The sequence below is a fragment of the Corynebacterium vitaeruminis genome (genome assembly GCF_001054325.1).
In the GTDB taxonomy this organism is placed as follows: Bacteria; Actinomycetota; Actinomycetes; order Mycobacteriales; family Mycobacteriaceae; genus Corynebacterium; species Corynebacterium vitaeruminis_A.
Window position 1 is genome coordinate 51,934 of the sequence record NZ_JVVM01000026.1, and the last position, 15,532, is coordinate 67,465.

At 58.3% G+C, this 15,532-nt stretch carries 13 protein-coding genes; 6 read left to right on the top strand and 7 right to left on the bottom strand.

What is annotated here, in order from left to right; genetic code table 11:
• Window positions 1–19: 19 nt before the first annotated feature.
• The 4 genes from ADA16_RS09015 to ADA16_RS09030 are packed head-to-tail and all read right to left on the bottom strand — an operon-like array spanning window position 20 to window position 4,760.
• Window positions 20–1,744, bottom strand: coding sequence for an NAD(P)-binding protein (locus ADA16_RS09015; protein ID WP_082150691.1), 1,725 nt, complete (start codon window positions 1,742–1,744; stop codon window positions 20–22).
• A gap of 13 nt (window positions 1,745–1,757) precedes the next feature.
• On the bottom strand, window positions 1,758–2,870 hold the full coding sequence (locus tag ADA16_RS09020; RefSeq protein WP_048761136.1) for a thiamine pyrophosphate-dependent enzyme: 1,113 nt from the start codon (window positions 2,868–2,870) through the stop codon (window positions 1,758–1,760).
• The gene (locus ADA16_RS09025) at window positions 2,863–4,140 is read right to left on the bottom strand and encodes a transketolase C-terminal domain-containing protein (RefSeq protein ID WP_048761139.1); all 1,278 of its coding nucleotides are present in this window, start codon (window positions 4,138–4,140) and stop codon (window positions 2,863–2,865) included. The genes ADA16_RS09020 and ADA16_RS09025 overlap by 8 nt, the downstream gene beginning before the upstream one ends.
• Window positions 4,141–4,148: 8 nt before the next feature.
• A complete protein-coding gene (locus ADA16_RS09030) occupies window positions 4,149–4,760 on the bottom strand; it encodes a 2-oxoacid:acceptor oxidoreductase family protein (RefSeq protein ID WP_048761141.1) in 612 nt (203 codons plus the stop codon).
• A 128-nt stretch (window positions 4,761–4,888) separates the two neighbouring features.
• On the opposite strand from ADA16_RS09030, the gene ADA16_RS09035 reads away from it, so the two are divergent.
• Window positions 4,889–6,385 carry an MFS transporter gene (locus ADA16_RS09035; RefSeq protein WP_048761142.1) on the top strand — a complete coding sequence of 499 codons (1,497 nt, stop codon included), beginning with the start codon at window positions 4,889–4,891 and terminating at the stop codon, window positions 6,383–6,385.
• Window positions 6,372–6,917: a TetR/AcrR family transcriptional regulator gene (locus tag ADA16_RS09040; protein ID WP_048761144.1), complete on the top strand. Its 546-nt coding sequence runs from the start codon at window positions 6,372–6,374 to the stop codon at window positions 6,915–6,917. The genes ADA16_RS09035 and ADA16_RS09040 overlap by 14 nt, the downstream gene beginning before the upstream one ends.
• 37 nt (window positions 6,918–6,954) lie before the next feature.
• Here ADA16_RS09040 and ADA16_RS09045 read toward each other — a convergent pair whose 3' ends face one another.
• Window positions 6,955–8,157, bottom strand: a complete 1,203-nt coding sequence (locus tag ADA16_RS09045; protein ID WP_048761146.1) for an alpha/beta hydrolase — start codon at window positions 8,155–8,157, stop codon at window positions 6,955–6,957.
• 377 nt (window positions 8,158–8,534) lie between these two features.
• Between ADA16_RS09045 and ADA16_RS09050 the strand changes: the two genes are divergently transcribed.
• Both ADA16_RS09050 and ADA16_RS09055 read left to right on the top strand, forming a co-directional pair.
• Complete coding sequence (locus ADA16_RS09050; RefSeq protein ID WP_048761147.1) at window positions 8,535–10,127, top strand: Re/Si-specific NAD(P)(+) transhydrogenase subunit alpha; 1,593 nt, start codon at window positions 8,535–8,537, stop codon at window positions 10,125–10,127.
• Window positions 10,128–10,133: 6 nt separating this feature from the next.
• Entirely contained in the window at window positions 10,134–11,609 is a 1,476-nt protein-coding gene (locus ADA16_RS09055) for an NAD(P)(+) transhydrogenase (Re/Si-specific) subunit beta (protein WP_048761149.1), read from the top strand.
• A gap of 47 nt (window positions 11,610–11,656) precedes the next feature.
• Here ADA16_RS09055 and ADA16_RS09060 read toward each other — a convergent pair whose 3' ends face one another.
• Together ADA16_RS09060 and ADA16_RS09065 are read right to left on the bottom strand one after the other, a co-directional pair.
• Window positions 11,657–12,124, bottom strand: a complete 468-nt coding sequence (locus ADA16_RS09060; RefSeq protein WP_048761152.1) for a GNAT family N-acetyltransferase — start codon at window positions 12,122–12,124, stop codon at window positions 11,657–11,659.
• An 11-nt stretch (window positions 12,125–12,135) separates the two neighbouring features.
• Complete coding sequence (locus ADA16_RS09065) at window positions 12,136–13,614, bottom strand: MFS transporter (protein WP_048734924.1); 1,479 nt, start codon at window positions 13,612–13,614, stop codon at window positions 12,136–12,138.
• Between the two features lie 195 nt (window positions 13,615–13,809).
• Between ADA16_RS09065 and ADA16_RS09070 the strand changes: the two genes are divergently transcribed.
• Both ADA16_RS09070 and ADA16_RS09075 read left to right on the top strand, forming a co-directional pair.
• Window positions 13,810–14,490 (top strand): GntR family transcriptional regulator, encoded by a 681-nt coding sequence (locus ADA16_RS09070; RefSeq protein WP_048761154.1) that lies wholly within the window; start codon window positions 13,810–13,812, stop codon window positions 14,488–14,490.
• Between the two features lie 74 nt (window positions 14,491–14,564).
• The gene (locus ADA16_RS09075) at window positions 14,565–15,530 is read left to right on the top strand and encodes a quinone oxidoreductase family protein (RefSeq protein ID WP_048761357.1); all 966 of its coding nucleotides are present in this window, start codon (window positions 14,565–14,567) and stop codon (window positions 15,528–15,530) included.
• Window positions 15,531–15,532 lie beyond the last annotated feature (2 nt).

Sequence of the window (15,532 nt, forward strand, 5' to 3'; positions counted from 1 at the left end):
AGCGCGTAAACGCTGACCTTTAGATCTCCTCCGGCACCATGGAGATCGCACCACACGGGCACTCTTCGGCACAGACGCCACAGCCCTTGCAGTAGTCGTACTTGAACTCGTACTTTCCAGGTTCGAGTTTAAGTACGGCGTTGTCCGGGCAGACACCGAAACAGTTGTCACAGCCGAAGCAATTACCGCAGCTCATGCAACGGCGTGCTTCGAACAGTGCAGATTCCTCATCGAGTCCCTGCACAACCTCATCGAAGTTCGAAGCGCGTCGTGCTCCCTCGAGTTTCACGCGGACCTTCTGCGGCGCATCGGAGTAATACCAGGTCTCCATGCGGTCCAAAGTGGCATCGCCGTGCTTGGCAGGCGGTTCGTACTCAGCACCAGAAAGGTACGCATCAATGTAGCGCGCAGCCTTCTTACCGTGCCCAATGGCGACAGTGACATTCTTCTCACTCGGCACCATGTCACCACCGGCGAATACACCGGGCAGGCCGGTCATCATCTGGTTGTTGACAGTCACGCTGCCACGGTCCGTGGCAATCTCATTTACGCCGTCGAACAGCGTCAAGTCAGTTTCCTGCCCCAACGCCATCACCAGCGAGTCCGCCGCCAGTTCTTCGTATTCGCCGGTCGGTTGTGGGAACCCGTTTTCGTCGAGCTCCATCTTCTCAATCTTGATACTGCCGCCATCGACGTGATTAACGGTCGACAGCCACCGCATGGTGATGCCCTCTTCCTCAGCCTCCAGGACCTCGGAATCATGGGCTGGCATCTGCTCGCGATTACGTCGGTACAAAATCACCGAATCCGCAGCGCCAAGGCGCTTTGCGGTACGCGCCGCGTCAATCGCCGTATTACCACCACCGTAGACAACGACAGTGCGGCCCAACATCGGCTTGGCTTCGTCGTCCACAGAGGTTTGCTTCTCGACGTCGGCAAGCACGTCAATCGCATCCATAATGTGTGCAGCCTCACCTGCGGGCACGCCAATGTTCCTCGCCAGACCGGCACCGATAGCGGTGAACACAGCGTCGAATTCCTCTCGCGCGGCGGCGAGATCATCAACGCACTTTCCCTGTTCAAAGACCACGCCCATGTCAGCGATTCGGCGAATCTCGGCATCGAGAATTCCGCGTGGCAGGCGGTAGGACGGGATGCCGTAGCGCATCATGCCACCGGGCTTGTCGGCTTTGTCGCGCACGGTCACACTGTGCCCAAGAAGCGCCAAGTGGTAAGCGGCGGACAGCCCCGACGGACCGGAGCCCACTATGAGTACCTTTTTGCCGGTTGGTTCGCAGGCGACTCGGGGCTGCCAGCCCTCTTCGATGGCCTTGTCACCGAGGAAGCGCTCGATAGCGTTGATACCGACTGCCTCATCGACTTGTGCGCGGTTGCAGGCAGTCTGACAGGAGTGGTAGCACACACGTCCCATTACTGCAGGCAGCGGGTTGTTTCGCATGATTTCTCGCCAGGCGTCTTCATAGTGGCCTTCTTCAGCGTGGTAGAGCCACTGCTGAATGTTCTCTCCCGCCGGGCACGCCTTGTTGCACGGCGGCAACAAGTCCACGTACACGGGACGCTCTGTGCGCCACGAGCCTGTCTCGTTGGCCAGCGACGATCCTACATCGAGGGAAATCGCAAATGGCAGCAGAGTCTTCTTCGATTCGCCCTTCTTGGTCTCGCCTGCCGATGCTCCTCCAGCCTTGCCAGCCGGAGTCGATGACTGAGATTCCTGATTGCTCATTGCTGCTTTCTCCCTACCGCTCACTGGAAGTCATTGATTCGCTTGCCGACGTCCCCTGCGGCTTCTCCAGCAAATCCAGGGCGTCATCGTCGATGAGGTTGTACCGGCGGATGTTCCGATCCGCGCCCGCCTGCAGCTGTTCGAGCACCTGTGGGTCAGCACCCTTTTTGAACAGGTGTGCAAAGCGCCGCTGCAGCTTCAAGTACTCGGTCACCGGTACCGGACGGCGAATCTTAGCCACCGAGGTGACCTCGCCGTACTCGGCCTCAAAGACCGGGAACATGCCCGACTGCGTCGCCATGCGAGCGACCTTAATTGTGTGATTCGAGGCCGAGCCCCACCCCAGCGGGCATGGCACGAGCACGTGGATGTAGCGCGCGCCGCGGAATTCCATAGCGCGGGTGACCTTGTACTCCAGGTCGCGCAAGTCCGCGACGGTGGCGGTGGCGACATAGGGAATCTCATGCGCCATCGCGATACGCGGCAAGTCTTTGCCCTGGCCAAAGGTGTTACCCGGGTGCTCACCGACCGGCTGTGTGGTCGCAGTTCGGGCGGCCGGCGGGGTTGCGCCGGAGCGCTGGACACCGGTGTTCATATAGGCCTCGTTGTCGTAGCAGATGTAGAGCACATCATCATTGCGCTCAAACATGCCGGACAGTGGCCCGAAACCGATGTCGACTGTGCCACCGTCACCACCTTGGGCGACCACGCGGACGTCGTCACGCCCCTTTGCCTTCATTGCAGCCTGCACGCCGGTCGCGACGGCGGGGGCGTTGCCGAACAGGGAGTGAATCCACGGCAAGTTCCAGGACGTTTCCGGGTACGGAGTTGAGAAAACCTCCAGGCAGCCGGTGGCATTTACTGCGATGACTTGTTTATCGGCGGCAGCCACGGCGGCGTCGAGGGCGTAGCGAGCTCCCAGTGCCTCACCGCAGCCCTGACAAGCGCGGTGTCCCGAGGTCAGCGAGTTGAAACGCTCGGTGCCGGACTGCACGGAGCGCAGCTTTTCCTCGACCAGTCGGTTACCAATGGCAAAGGAGCCGACTTGGTAGAACTTTGCCTCTTCACGAGACGGAATTTCTGTGGCGCGGTAGTGCGGGGTGGGAAGTGGCGTTGGACTAGTCATTGTGGGTCTCCTCGGAGTAGTGACCGACCATGGCCTTGTTGGATACATCCTTAAGCAGGTTTTCCGGGATGGATCCGGAGCGACGCTGCAGCTTTTCGCGCTCGAGTTCGCGGTCAACGAGCTCTCGGTCGAGGTCGAGGAAAGTCGTATCCTCAACTTCGTCGCGAACGGCCTTGTCCAGGTAAGAGTGCAGCGAGCTCTTCGTGATGTCGCGTCCACCCAACCCGGCAATCAGCTCGTGGCAGATGAATCGACGACCGCGCATCGCAGCGCGGCAGTGGGACGACACAATGCCGCCGATACCGACCGAAAATGCCTTCTCCAGCACGATGAATCGCTTCGCGTTACTCAGGGCTTCACGCACTGCTTCCGTCGGGAAGGGGCGGAAGGAGACCAGGGACAGCACACCAATCTTCTCCCCTGCTTCACGACGCTCGTCCACGACATCTCGGAGGGTTCCGGTGACTGAGCCGAGGCAGACAATAATGGTCTCGGCATCCTCAGTGCGGTACTTGTGCAGCAGACCACCGGAAGCACGGCCGAAGATCCCCTCAAATTCCTTTTGCACACGCGGAATGATGTCCAGCGCCTGCAGCTGCTTGTGGTGAGCGAGGTAGCGCACCTCGGTGAACGCCTCGGGCCCAACCATGGCACCGATGGAAATCGGGTCTGCCGGATCGAGCACCTGGCGGGGCTCGTACGGTGGCAGGAATTCGCTGACCTGGTCCGCTTCTGGAACGTCAACCTGCTCCATCGCGTGTGTCAAAATGAACCCATCCATGCACACCATGACGGGGATTGAGAGTTCTTCGGCAATTTTGAAGGCCTGAACATGCAGGTCGGCTGCCTCTTGGTTGTCGATGGCGTAGAGCTGCAGCCAACCGGAGTCACGCTGACTCATCGAGTCGGTATGGTCGTTCCAGATGTTAATCGGCGAACCGATGGCACGGTTGGCCACTGTCATCACGATGGGCAGCCCCAGACCAGAGGCGTTGTAGACGGCCTCCACCATGTAGAGCAGCCCCTGCGAAGCGGTTGCGGTATAGGAGCGAGCACCTGCTGCCGAGGCGCCAATCGATGCCGACATCGCAGAAAACTCGGATTCTACGTTGACATATTCGCAGCCTGTTAGCTCGCCAGATTTCACCAGAGCCGACAGAGCTTCCACGATGTGAGTCTGCGGGGAAATGGGATAGGCGCAGATAACTTCTGGACGACATGCTGCGACGGTCTGCGCTACCGCCTGGCTGCCCTCAATTTGCTTAAGCATCTACTCGCCTACTTTTCCTGTGCTGGGTTTTTCGCGGCTGCTGGGTTTTGTGCTGCTTTCTTTTTCTCATTGACCAGCTCATATGCTGCCTTGGCCGCGGCTACGTTCTTCTCGCCGACAGACTTTGAGAAGCGTTGCATAACCGCATCGGCTACCGACTGCATCTCAATGAGCCCGGTCAGCGCGGCCATTCCTCCGAGCAGCACGGCATTCGGGACGGTACGGCCGGTGTATTCACGTGCGATGTCGGTGGCAGGAATTGTCATAAAGTGCCCCGCCGGTTGGCGCGCTTGCAGCTCGGACAATCCGAGCTCAGCGGTGCGTTTCGAGGAGTTAATGAGCACATACCCCTCGTCGGAAAGCCCCGAAAACACGTCCAAAATCGGCAGCAGCGTCGGATCTTGGATGATTAATAGATCCGGGTGGAGCACCGGTTCGCGGGTGCGAATCTCGCGATCACTAATGCGGCAATACGCGACAACCGGCGCACCTGTGCGTTCAGAACCAAAGGATGGAAATGCCTGTGCGTGACGCCCCTCCGCGAAAGCCGCCATCGCGATGAGATCAGAGGCGGTGACTACGCCTTGCCCTCCGCGTCCGTGAATTCGTACCTCGACCATGCCTTCAACTTAGACGCTTTTCCACCATCCCGCTGGGTAAGATTGGCTTACTTTTCCTGCAGCTTCATGCCTAATTTCCTAAATTTCAGAAGTTGTAACTAAACCGAACGTTCGTTACAGTTACTGGAATGACAAGCACCGACAAAACCGCTCCCGCGGGGGCAAATCCGCCCACTCCAGTCACCCACAGGTGGCTCTTCCTCGCTATCATCAGCGCCGGCCTACTACTTATCGGCGTAGATAACTCGGTGCTCTACACAGCTCTACCCGTCCTGCGCGAACAGCTTCACACCACTGAGCTAGAGGGACTGTGGATTATCAACGCCTACCCCCTGGTAATCTCCGCGCTCCTGCTCGGCACGGGCACCCTGGGAGACCGCATCGGCCACCGCAAAATGTTTCTTGTCGGCCTGACAATCTTTGGCTTTTCATCCCTGGCCGCCGCGTTTGCTCCAAATGCTTGGGCTCTGGTCGCCGCCCGTGGTTTTTTGGGTCTGGGAGCTGCCACCATGATGCCGGCCACCCTCGCCCTGCTACGCGAGACTTTCCACCACCCTCGCGAACTCGCCACGGCTATTGGCATTTGGTCAGCCACGGCGACGCTGGGCGCTGCCGCCGGCCCCGTCGTTGGTGGCTTCCTGCTGGAGCACTTTTGGTGGGGGTCTATCTTCCTTATCAACATCCCAGTCGTGATTCTCGCAATCATTGGCACGCTGATTTTTGCGCCCTCGAATCAACCAAACCCTGCCAAACACTGGGACTTCCTCACCAGCTTCTACGCGATGCTGGCCATGCTGGGTCTGGTTTCACTCATTAAGGAACTCGCCGGTCATCGCTCCTCCATCGCCATCGTGGCAGCTATCGCCTGCGGGCTGGTGGGCGCGGTACTGTTTCGACGTCGCCAAGCACGTCTTACCGAGCCCCTCATCGACTTCTCCGTCTTCGGTTCGCCGATGTTCACCGGTGGCGTGCTGGCGGCCGCGCTTGCCATGTTTGTTCTGGCAGGCTCCGAATTGATGACTACGCAGCGCTTCCAGATTTCCGTCGGCTACACACCACTCGACGCTGGCCTGCTAGTCGCCACCGCGGCATTGGCATCCCTCCCCGTTGCAGTCATCGGCGGTATGGTGCTGCACCGGGTGGGTTTCCGCACGCTCATCACTGGCGGGTTCCTACTGAATGCCGTCGGCCTGGGGTTTATGTACTACGGCGTTTCCTCGGGCAGTTTCCCGCTCACAATCGCGGGATTGATACTGCTCGGCGCAGGGGCGGGTTCTGTGATGTCGGTGTCGTCGACCGCGATTATCGGCTCGGCTCCGAAGTCAAAGGCAGGCATGGCAGCGGCGATGGAATCCGTGTCCTACGAATTCGGCACGCTGATTACCGTCGCCATCACCGGCAGCCTCCTGCCCATGTTCTACGCTCTGTTCACGCCCGTTGACGCCAGCATCTCGCTCACCGATGCGCTTCACACACCAGCGCTTAACGACGGCGCCCGCGCCGGACTCGACAGCTCCTACCTGGCCATTTTGATTATTCTGGCTGTCGTTGCTGTCATTGCGGCAATCGTGACTGCGGTGACATTCCGCGGAAATCCGAAGGAGACCGAATATGCGCACGAGTAAGCGCACTGCCATCCTCGACACAATCGTTGAGATTATCGAGACAAGCGGATTTTCCGAGGTCACCTACGAAAATGTCGCAACTCAATGCGGAATGAGTAAATCAGGGTTGATTTACCACTTCCCCTCCCGCGAAGACATGATCCGCAGCGTCCATGAATACATGGCGCAGCTATGGGAGGAAGAACTGATTGAAGCCGCAGGCGGGCCCGCGGATGAGGTCTCCCCCGCCAACCGCTTACGTGCAAACCTCCAGGTCTCGCTGGATACGGCAACGAGAGCTGAACTACTTATGTCCATCGACTCCGCTGCAGACCCGGAGCTGCGCGAGATTTGGACCCGCCTTTTGCGCCGATGGAATCCGCCGGTGGAGCAGATTGCCACCGATGAGGACGCCTGTATGGCCTACGTTGTCCAGATGATCTCCGATGGACTCTGGGCTAACGACTATCTCAATGGCAATCAGCTCACGAAAGCACAGCGCAAGGCCATTGTCGAGGCCGCGACAAAATTGATTCCGGAGTCAATGGAGTAGCTGATTTTAAAACGCCCTTACGCTAAACGCCCTTACGCTAAACCCCCTTACGCTGAACGTCCTTGAGCTCAGAGTCAGTGGCCAGGCTGTAGTTAGCACCTTCATAGACGGCCTTTGCGCGCTCCGTTCCGTCGAGCACATACTCACCAAAGGACAGCACCAGCGAGCCGAGCACATTCTTGGACGGATCGTCCAGGTAGCTGCCGTGATAGGAACCGGTGACCACCGCTTCCCAGGCAGGCCCTGCAGCGTCGCGGTAACCACGTCGATCCGCATCAAAAGGAACGATGTCCTCGTACTCAGCAATGGCAACGAGGCTCGGAATCTCCGGCGGAGTGGAGAGCAGCCCAGCGTCGGAAGGCCCTGGGTTGATGGCGACAAGCCCGCGGGTGACCATGTCAATCCCCGCAGCCTGGAAGGCCTTATCCATCCTGTTGTTCAGGAAGATTGCGGAGCCACCACCTGCGGAATGCCCGACCAGCATCGTGCGGGAGAAATCGATCTTGCCTGCAAGCGGCGTGGATTCGTCCTTATTGGCCGCGGCAGCAACTGATGCTGCGAGCACCATCTGTGGCGCGAACCAGTTGGTGAAGTTGTAGCCCAGAGCCACGACGTATCCGTGGCTTGCGTACAGTCGCGCATGCGCGTCATACATGCCCGGCTCGGTGCCGATGCCAGGGCTTAAAACAATCAGTGGTGCGGACTCCATGGAGTCAATATCCGCCGGGTAGATAAGCTGCGCGCCAACTGGGGAGGCGTTGGCCGACTCCGGCAACACGTCGTAACAGCCGGTGGTGTCGTGGACACCGTGGAGGTCTCGCAGTACGCGGTTGTAGATGGTGTAGACCACGCCATCGCATGGCATTGCCTCGCGGGTTGCGGCAACCGGATGGGAGCCCATCGCTCCGAACTCGTTGCGCAACTGCCCTGCTTCTGGAGCAAACGGCTCGGTGATATGCCCGCTTTCACCATCAGTGATGATGCGGTTCACGCCACCCATAACATCAACCAGGCCACCGCCAATTTTGTCCACGGTTTCCGAGTTCTGGTAGTCAATAGTGCTTTCACGTGCAGTGATGTCCGGCAGCTGACCAATGTGCGGCGCTGCCTGTGCTGGCATCTGTCCACCGAGAATTACACCAGCTGCGAGCGAGAGAGCAACCACCTTTGAGGCCTTGCGTCCCCACCCTTGATGGGATGCCACCACAGTCTTTCCGGCCGTCCTTACTGAACCAATCATTGTTTTCCTTATCTCTTGCCAAGAACCTAGGAATACGAATCTACCTAAAGTGTAAAGATAGAAGTAACCTCCCCCAAATTTCACCCCCCAAACAATCACCGAGCGCGATACAAATGTTCACTCTCGCGCGAAAATAACACCCCTTACCCCCATTGCCTACCCCCTTACACTATTGCGCAAAATCGAAAACACCCACCTCACCACCGTTACCCGCATATTTTTATTACCTTTTTCCACAAACACCTCCGCGACCTCACCACCAGCGCATACCTTATTGACACCAAGGAGAAAGCGGTCACGCCCACACTCACTGTCAACCAACAACCGAGTGCGCATGGCCCTTAACAAAACCCCCCGAATAGAAAAGAACTCCCACAATGAGAATCGGCATCCCCTTAGAACCCGATCCCCAGCAAACAATTGTGGCTGCGACCCCGGATACCGTCAGCAAGCTCGTCAAGCTTGGCTACGATGTCGCCGTGCAGGCTGACGCCGGCCTGGCTGCTAAGTTCACCAACGCGGACTACGAATCCGCCGGTGCCACCATTGTCGACGAGTCTGTCTGGCACAGCGATATCGTCGTAACGCTCGACACCCCGCCGGAGCAGTTCCGTGCACTGCTTAACGACGGTGCCCTGCTGATTAGCCGACTTGCGCCAGGCCGTAACGAAGAACTGGTCGAAGAGCTCGCTCAGCGCAACATCACTGCCCTTGCTATGGACGCAGTTCCCCGCATTTCCAGGGCACAGTCGATGGACGTGCTGTCCTCGATGGCCAACATCGGCGGCTACCGCGCAGTGGTCGAAGCGGCTTCTGCGTACGGTCGTCTTTTCACTGGCCAGGTGACTGCTGCAGGCAAAATGCCACCGGCTACCGTCTATGTCATCGGTGCCGGTGTCGGTGGACTGGCCGCAATTGGTACGGCCAACTCGATGGGCGCAATTGTCAAGGCAACGGACCTGCGCCCTGAAGCCGGCGAACAGGTCGAATCGATGGGTGCAGAGTTCATCCCGATTCCGGCTGCCACCGAGAAGTCTGAGGACGGCTACGCCAAGGAAATGACCAATGATCAGGCTGCCGCTGCCGCGAAGCTCTACTCCGAGCAGTCCGCGCAGGCTGACATCGTCATTACCACCGCGAACATTCCGGGCCGACGCTCTCCGCTGCTACTGACTGCTGCAGACGTTGCAGCTATGAAGCCGGGCAGCGTCATCGTCGACATGGCTGCCGCCGGTGGCGGTAACTGCGAGATGACCGTTCCGGGCAAGACCATTGTCACCGACAACGGTGTGACCATCATCGGTTACACCGACCTCGCTGGACGTCTGCCCGCTCAGGCATCGTCGCTGTACGGCCAGAACATCGTCAACCTGTTCAAGCTGATTACGCCAGAAAAGGATGGCTCTCCGGTTCTCGATCTCGAGGACGAGATTATCCGTGGCATCACCGTGACGAAGGCTCGCCCGCAGGCAGGTGGCACTGGCGCTACCGGAGCTGAGATTCTCTGGCCACCGCCGCCAATCAAGGTTGCTGTCACCCCGGCTGCCCCACTGCAGGAGCAGCAAGCTCAGCAGGCTGCGTTTGAAGAAAACGCACCGGAGAAGGTCTCCTTCATGGGCGGAGGAATGGGCTCCAAGATTGCTATTGGTTTGACTGCATTGCTGGCGATTGTGGTCATGCTCAGCGCACCGCACAGCGTGAGCTCCAACTTCATGGTTCTCACCTTGGCCATCGTGCTTGGCTTCTACGTCATCTCCGCGGTCACTCCACGCTTGCACACTCCACTGATGTCTGAGACCAACGCGATTTCCGGCATTGTGCTGGTGGGCGCGATTCTGCAGGTCGGAAGCTCCAACCTGCTGGTTTCCGGACTCGCATTCGCGGCCATCGTGGTCAGCTCCATCAACATCTTCGGCGGTTTCGCCGTCACCGACCGCATGCTTGGCATGTTTGTGAAAGAGGAGGCATAAAGTCTAATGGCTAGCATTGATACTGCTTCGCTTCTGGACTGGACCTACCGTCTGTCCAACGTCGGCTACATTGTCGCCGCCGTCCTGTTCCTCGCTGCCCTCTCGGGCCTGTCCAAGCCGGAGACCGCTCGCCGCGGAAACGCCTTCGGTATTGCCGGCATGGCCGTCGCCGTTGTAATTGCCATCTTTCAGGCACTCGTCACCGCTGACACCAAGCCGGATTCTCACTTCTCCCCGCTGATTACCCTGATTCTCATCGCTGTCGCTATCGGCATCGGTGGTGTCATCGGTATCACCCGCGCACGCAGCGTTGCCATGACTGGTATGCCGCAGCTGATTGCACTGTTCAACGGTCTGGTTGGACTCGGCGCTATCTTCATCGGCTTCAACTCGTACATCTTCGCCGAAGATGTTGACGCCGATGCCCTGAAGTTCCACTTCGGCGAGGTCTACATTGGCGTCTTCATCGGCGCTGTGACCTTCACTGGTTCCATCGTCGCTGGCCTGAAGCTGTCTGAGAAGATCAAGGGCTCGCCGCTGCTGCTGCCGGGCCGCAATGCTCTGAACATTGCCATTCTGGTGGTCACGCTGGTTCTGCTGGGTGTCTTCGTCGTAACCGGTGCGAACGGCGACGCCATCGCATGGGCGTGCATGATTGCAGTCACTGCTTTGGGGCTGTTCTTGGGCTGGCACCTGGTCATCGCTATCGGTGGTGGCGACATGCCGGTCGTCGTGTCCATCATGAACTCCTACTCCGGTTGGGCCGCCGCTTTCACCGGTCTCATGCTTGGCAACCCGCTGCTCATCATCACCGGTGCGCTGGTTGGTTCCTCCGGCGCCTACCTGTCGTACATCATGTGTGAGGCCATGAACCGCTCCTTTGCCAACGTTATTCTGGGCGGCTTTGGCTCCGAAGCTTCGTCGGCAAGCGCCGTGGAAGGCTCCCACACCGAGGTCAACCACGAGGACACCGCCGAGATCCTGCGTGATGCAGACAAGATTCTCATCGCTCCGGGCTACGGTATGGCTGTAGCACAGGCTCAGTACGCCGTTGCCGACCTGGTCCGTAACCTGCGTGAAGCAGGTAAGGAAGTCGTCTTCGGTATCCACCCAGTCGCCGGCCGACTGCCGGGTCACATGAACGTGCTGCTGGCTGAGGCCAAGGTTCCGTACGACATCGTGCTGGAGCTGGACGAGGTCAACGACGACTTCGCTGATGTGGATGTCACCCTGGTCATCGGCGCAAATGACACCGTCAACCCGATGGCAGAGCAACCGGGCTCCCCGATTGCGGGTATGCCGGTGCTGAAGGTGTGGGAATCTGAGCGCGTGATTGTTCTCAAGCGTTCGATGGGTTCGGGTTACTCGGGCGTGCAGAACCCGCTGTTCTTCAACGAAAACACCGATATGCTCATCGGTGATGCGAAGGCCAGCATCGACTCCCTGAACCGCATCCTGGCGGATTCGAAGGTCAACGCTTAACGCTTTGCGCAAACAGCGCGTAATAGTGGTGCCCGGGCGATTAATTCCTAGGCTTCGCCGCTACCTGCATCACGCACCATCGTGATGTGCTCAATGCCGGCTTCCATGAAGGTCTCCCCGATCTCATGGAAGCCGACTTTTGCGTACACAGCCTTCGCCTGCGTCTGGGCATGCAGGATGAGCCCGGTGTTCGGATGGTCTGCGATGACCTGCTGCAGCAGTTTCGAAGACAATCCCCTACCCCGGTCCGCGGCATCCACGACAACGCGGCCGATGGTGCGCGGGTAGCTCGACGAGAACTCATCGAGCGTGTCAATAACACGCAAGTACGCAACAACCTTGCGGGAGTCATTGTCGTCGCGGATGAAATAGTGCTCCGCGGTATCTTCCAGATCGCGCCAATCCATTTCCGGCTCCGTACAGGACTGCTCGAGATAGAAAACGTCGGTACGCAGTGCCGAGATAGCGTATACATCGGTCGCACTGATGGCGGAAAAGGAAGCTCGCTCAATCATGGAATCCGATACTAATGCGGCGGCTCCGGAAGATGCGAAAGCTTCACCGCTTTCGTGTCTCCGCGGTCATCGGCTACTGCCACAAGCAGGGTCAAGAAGAAGGCCACAATGATAGTGAGGAAGCCAGCTGCAGCACCGACTTCCCAATTAATTGCATCCTTTACCGCAAACGTGACTGCGAGGATAACTGCTAGACCGACGGAAGTACCGATACGCTGGCCGGTCTGCAACACTGCACCTGCAGCCCCGGCATAGGTCAACGGCACATCACGCAAGGACAGTGCCTGGTTTGGTGAAATAACCAACCCACCAGAGGCGCCAACGAAACACAAGGTGAGAATCATCCAGTACTCGCTGACACCGAATTTGCTGTGCAGGGCGATGATGCCCACGGTCAGCAGCAGGCCGGTAATGGACATGGCGATGCCGCCGATGACGATTCTGCGGCCTCCCTTGTCCAAGTGATGGCCAGCCCAGTTCGCAGAAATCGAGCTGAGTACCGCAGCGGGCAAACCAATCAAACCGGACACCAATGCCGAGTGCCCCAGCGCATTTTGGTAGTACTGCGCCACGAGCACCCAAATACTGGTCGTACCGAAGAACCACAATGTGGCAATAATCGCGCCATTACGGAAATGGCGGAGTCGGAAAATGTCCAAGTCCACCATCGGCGCGGTCGGAGTGGATTTCATGTGCTTTTCCCACTTCAGCCACACCACAAGCAGCACTGCTGCGGCAGGAAGCATGGCCCACACCCATGCGGAGCCACGTGATTCCATAAACGGCAGCATGACCATGAGGACGGTGAGCCCGAGCAGCAGTGCACCAACTGGGTCAAGGGCGCGGATTGTGCGCAGCAGGCCAATTGGTTTGCCGTCTGCATTGCGGAGTCGCCGCAGGTAGGGGCGTGGGAAGAATATGAGCCCCAGGATAATCGTGAGGATGCCGACGGGGACGTTGACCAGCATGGTCAGCCGCCAACCCAGGTCAGGGCCGCCGAGACGAATGAGTAGTCCACCCAGCGGCGGGCCAATGGCCACCGCAACGCCCACGACGGTACCGAAGTAGCCGAAAGCGATGGCTCGCTCACGACCCGAGAAGTACTGCTGAATCATGCCGACACCCTGCGGGTTGTAGAAGCCGGCACCGATGCCCATCACGAAGCGAGCGAGATTAAGCATCTCTATGTTCGGGGCGAAACCTGCAGCGATAGCGCCGAGGGTATAGATAACCATGCCCAGGATGTAGAGTCCGCCGCGGCCGAGCAAATCACCCGCTCGCCCCGCGGCCACCAGAACTACACCAAATGACAGGGCATAGCCGCTGAGCACCCACTGAACATCCGCATCACGTGCCTCAAGCCCGGTCTGAATGCTGGGCAGAGCCACGTTGACGATGCTCACAGCAATCAGCGCCATAAAAATACCCGTCAGCAGAACTGAGAGTACTCGCCACCTTTGTGGATCTGGAGTCGTCTGATTTTGTTGCATCACTCCACTATTTATACGCGCTGAGTATGTGAACTCAATCCCGCAAGTTCCTAAAACAGGGCAGTGCACAGAGCGTAGCCAGCTCATACTCGCCGCACGCACCGGGCACTATTGGCAAAAATTGCTCAGCAATCAATGCGGAAAAAGATTTGGTAAATACAAACACAGGCGGGGCATTTTAGTAACCTACATCACATGAACAATTCCGCAGGTGAACGAACCCTATCACGTTCGATGTCTGCGCATACCCCAACGCTAGCCGCCGCCGACACTGCCGCCAATCTCTTAAGAAATGAGATTCTCGCCGGTGAGCACTACAGCGGTGAACAATTGCGTGAAACTCAAATATCCACTCGCCTGGGACTGAGCCGGAACACCATCCGCGAGGCATACCGCAAGCTCGAGGCCGAGGGGCTCGTGACTCACATCCCAAACAGAGGTGTTTATGTCGCGTGTTTTGATGTCCCCAGAATCAAAGAGCTCTACGCTTTTCGAAAGATCACGGAGTGCGGCACTCTCCGCAGCCTCACCAAAGAGGAAGCTGTCCAACTAGCCGCAGTTTTGAGTGAAATTCTCTCGACAACTGACGATGCAAATATTGCCAATCGCAATAATGAATTTCATCTGACTATTGTGGCGGCGTCCCATTCGCCTGAATTATTGGCCACAGCTCAATCAATTCTTGCCCAATTGCGCCTGTGCTTTATTTCGCATCCTGCAAGCTTGAATATTCACGTGACCTTTACACAACGGCATCAGAAAATCATCGGCGCACTCAGCCAGGGCGACGCAGCAGGAGCAGCCAATCTTATGAAGACGTACCTGCGGGATTCATACGACACTTTGTGCGAGGCCATGAGAACCTCAGCAAAGTAGTTATTGACGGCTCACACTCCCCAACCGGCGTAATGGGCATAACGTACGCTGCCGAACTCACCTACCATCGTGGAATGGCACAAAATAACTCGACGTCTTACGCAATGATCATCAAACGCTTCGGTGGCCCCGAGGAGTTCACGCAAGTTCCTCGCACCCCTGCGGAGCCCGGCCCTGACGAAATCCTGATCAAGACCGCAGCCGTCGGCGCGAACCCGCTGGATTACAAGATGCGTGATGGTTCTTCCGGCCTATGCGCAAAGTTCACCCCGCCCGCCGTACTCGGGCGCGAAGCAGCTGGCGAAGTCATTGCTGTCGGTGAGGGTGTGGACAACTTCGCCCCCGGCGACCGAGTTTTCGGCATGCGCGGCTTCGACGACTTCCGCGGCACATACGCAACACACAATGTCTTCCCCGCTGACGGCGTCGTCCGAATTCCCGATTCGCTTGACGACGTTACCGCTGCGGGCCTCGCCCTGGTGGGAATCACGGCGACGGTAGCTGTCGAGCAACTGGCGAAGGTGAAAAGCGGTGACACCGTATTAATTCATGGTGCCGGTGGCGGTGTTGGCCAGCTGATGACGCAGCTGGCGGTTGCCCGTGGCGCAACAGTGTTGGCGAGTGCGTCGTCACGCCATCACGAAAAATTGGTGGGCTTCGGGGCACAACACATTGACTACACCGCGGAAGATGTGTTCGCGGCTGTACGCCATCAGTTCCCCGATGGCGTAGATGTTGTGCTCGATGGCGTGTACTTCAACACTTTCCTGCCCTCACTGGATGTGTTGGCGTCAGGTGGGCGGATTGTGGCGCTGCCTTCACTAGCCGATCTGACACCGGCGAAGGAGCGTGGCATCGAGGCGCATATTCCGACTATCTCGAACGACACGGCAATTTACGCCGACCTGGCTGACCGCGTGGTTGCCGGTGAAATTTCGCTTCCTATCGGCCTGACTAAGGACCTCACCGAGGTTGCGGAAGTGCACCGAGTGCTGGAAGACGGTCACGCTGACGGCAAGATTGTGATGACTGCTGAGTAATG

Coding starts and splice junctions, on each gene's coding strand:
- ADA16_RS09015 (WP_082150691.1), bottom strand. CDS start 1,744: ATGAGCAATCAGGAATCTCAGTCATCGACTCCGGCTGGCAAGGCTGGA.
- ADA16_RS09020 (WP_048761136.1), bottom strand. CDS start 2,870: ATGACTAGTCCAACGCCACTTCCCACCCCGCACTACCGCGCCACAGAA.
- ADA16_RS09025 (WP_048761139.1), bottom strand. CDS start 4,140: ATGCTTAAGCAAATTGAGGGCAGCCAGGCGGTAGCGCAGACCGTCGCA.
- ADA16_RS09030 (WP_048761141.1), bottom strand. CDS start 4,760: ATGGTCGAGGTACGAATTCACGGACGCGGAGGGCAAGGCGTAGTCACC.
- ADA16_RS09035 (WP_048761142.1), top strand. CDS start 4,889: ATGACAAGCACCGACAAAACCGCTCCCGCGGGGGCAAATCCGCCCACT.
- ADA16_RS09040 (WP_048761144.1), top strand. CDS start 6,372: ATGCGCACGAGTAAGCGCACTGCCATCCTCGACACAATCGTTGAGATT.
- ADA16_RS09045 (WP_048761146.1), bottom strand. CDS start 8,157: ATGATTGGTTCAGTAAGGACGGCCGGAAAGACTGTGGTGGCATCCCAT.
- ADA16_RS09050 (WP_048761147.1), top strand. CDS start 8,535: ATGAGAATCGGCATCCCCTTAGAACCCGATCCCCAGCAAACAATTGTG.
- ADA16_RS09055 (WP_048761149.1), top strand. CDS start 10,134: ATGGCTAGCATTGATACTGCTTCGCTTCTGGACTGGACCTACCGTCTG.
- ADA16_RS09060 (WP_048761152.1), bottom strand. CDS start 12,124: ATGATTGAGCGAGCTTCCTTTTCCGCCATCAGTGCGACCGATGTATAC.
- ADA16_RS09065 (WP_048734924.1), bottom strand. CDS start 13,614: ATGCAACAAAATCAGACGACTCCAGATCCACAAAGGTGGCGAGTACTC.
- ADA16_RS09070 (WP_048761154.1), top strand. CDS start 13,810: ATGAACAATTCCGCAGGTGAACGAACCCTATCACGTTCGATGTCTGCG.
- ADA16_RS09075 (WP_048761357.1), top strand. CDS start 14,565: ATGGCACAAAATAACTCGACGTCTTACGCAATGATCATCAAACGCTTC.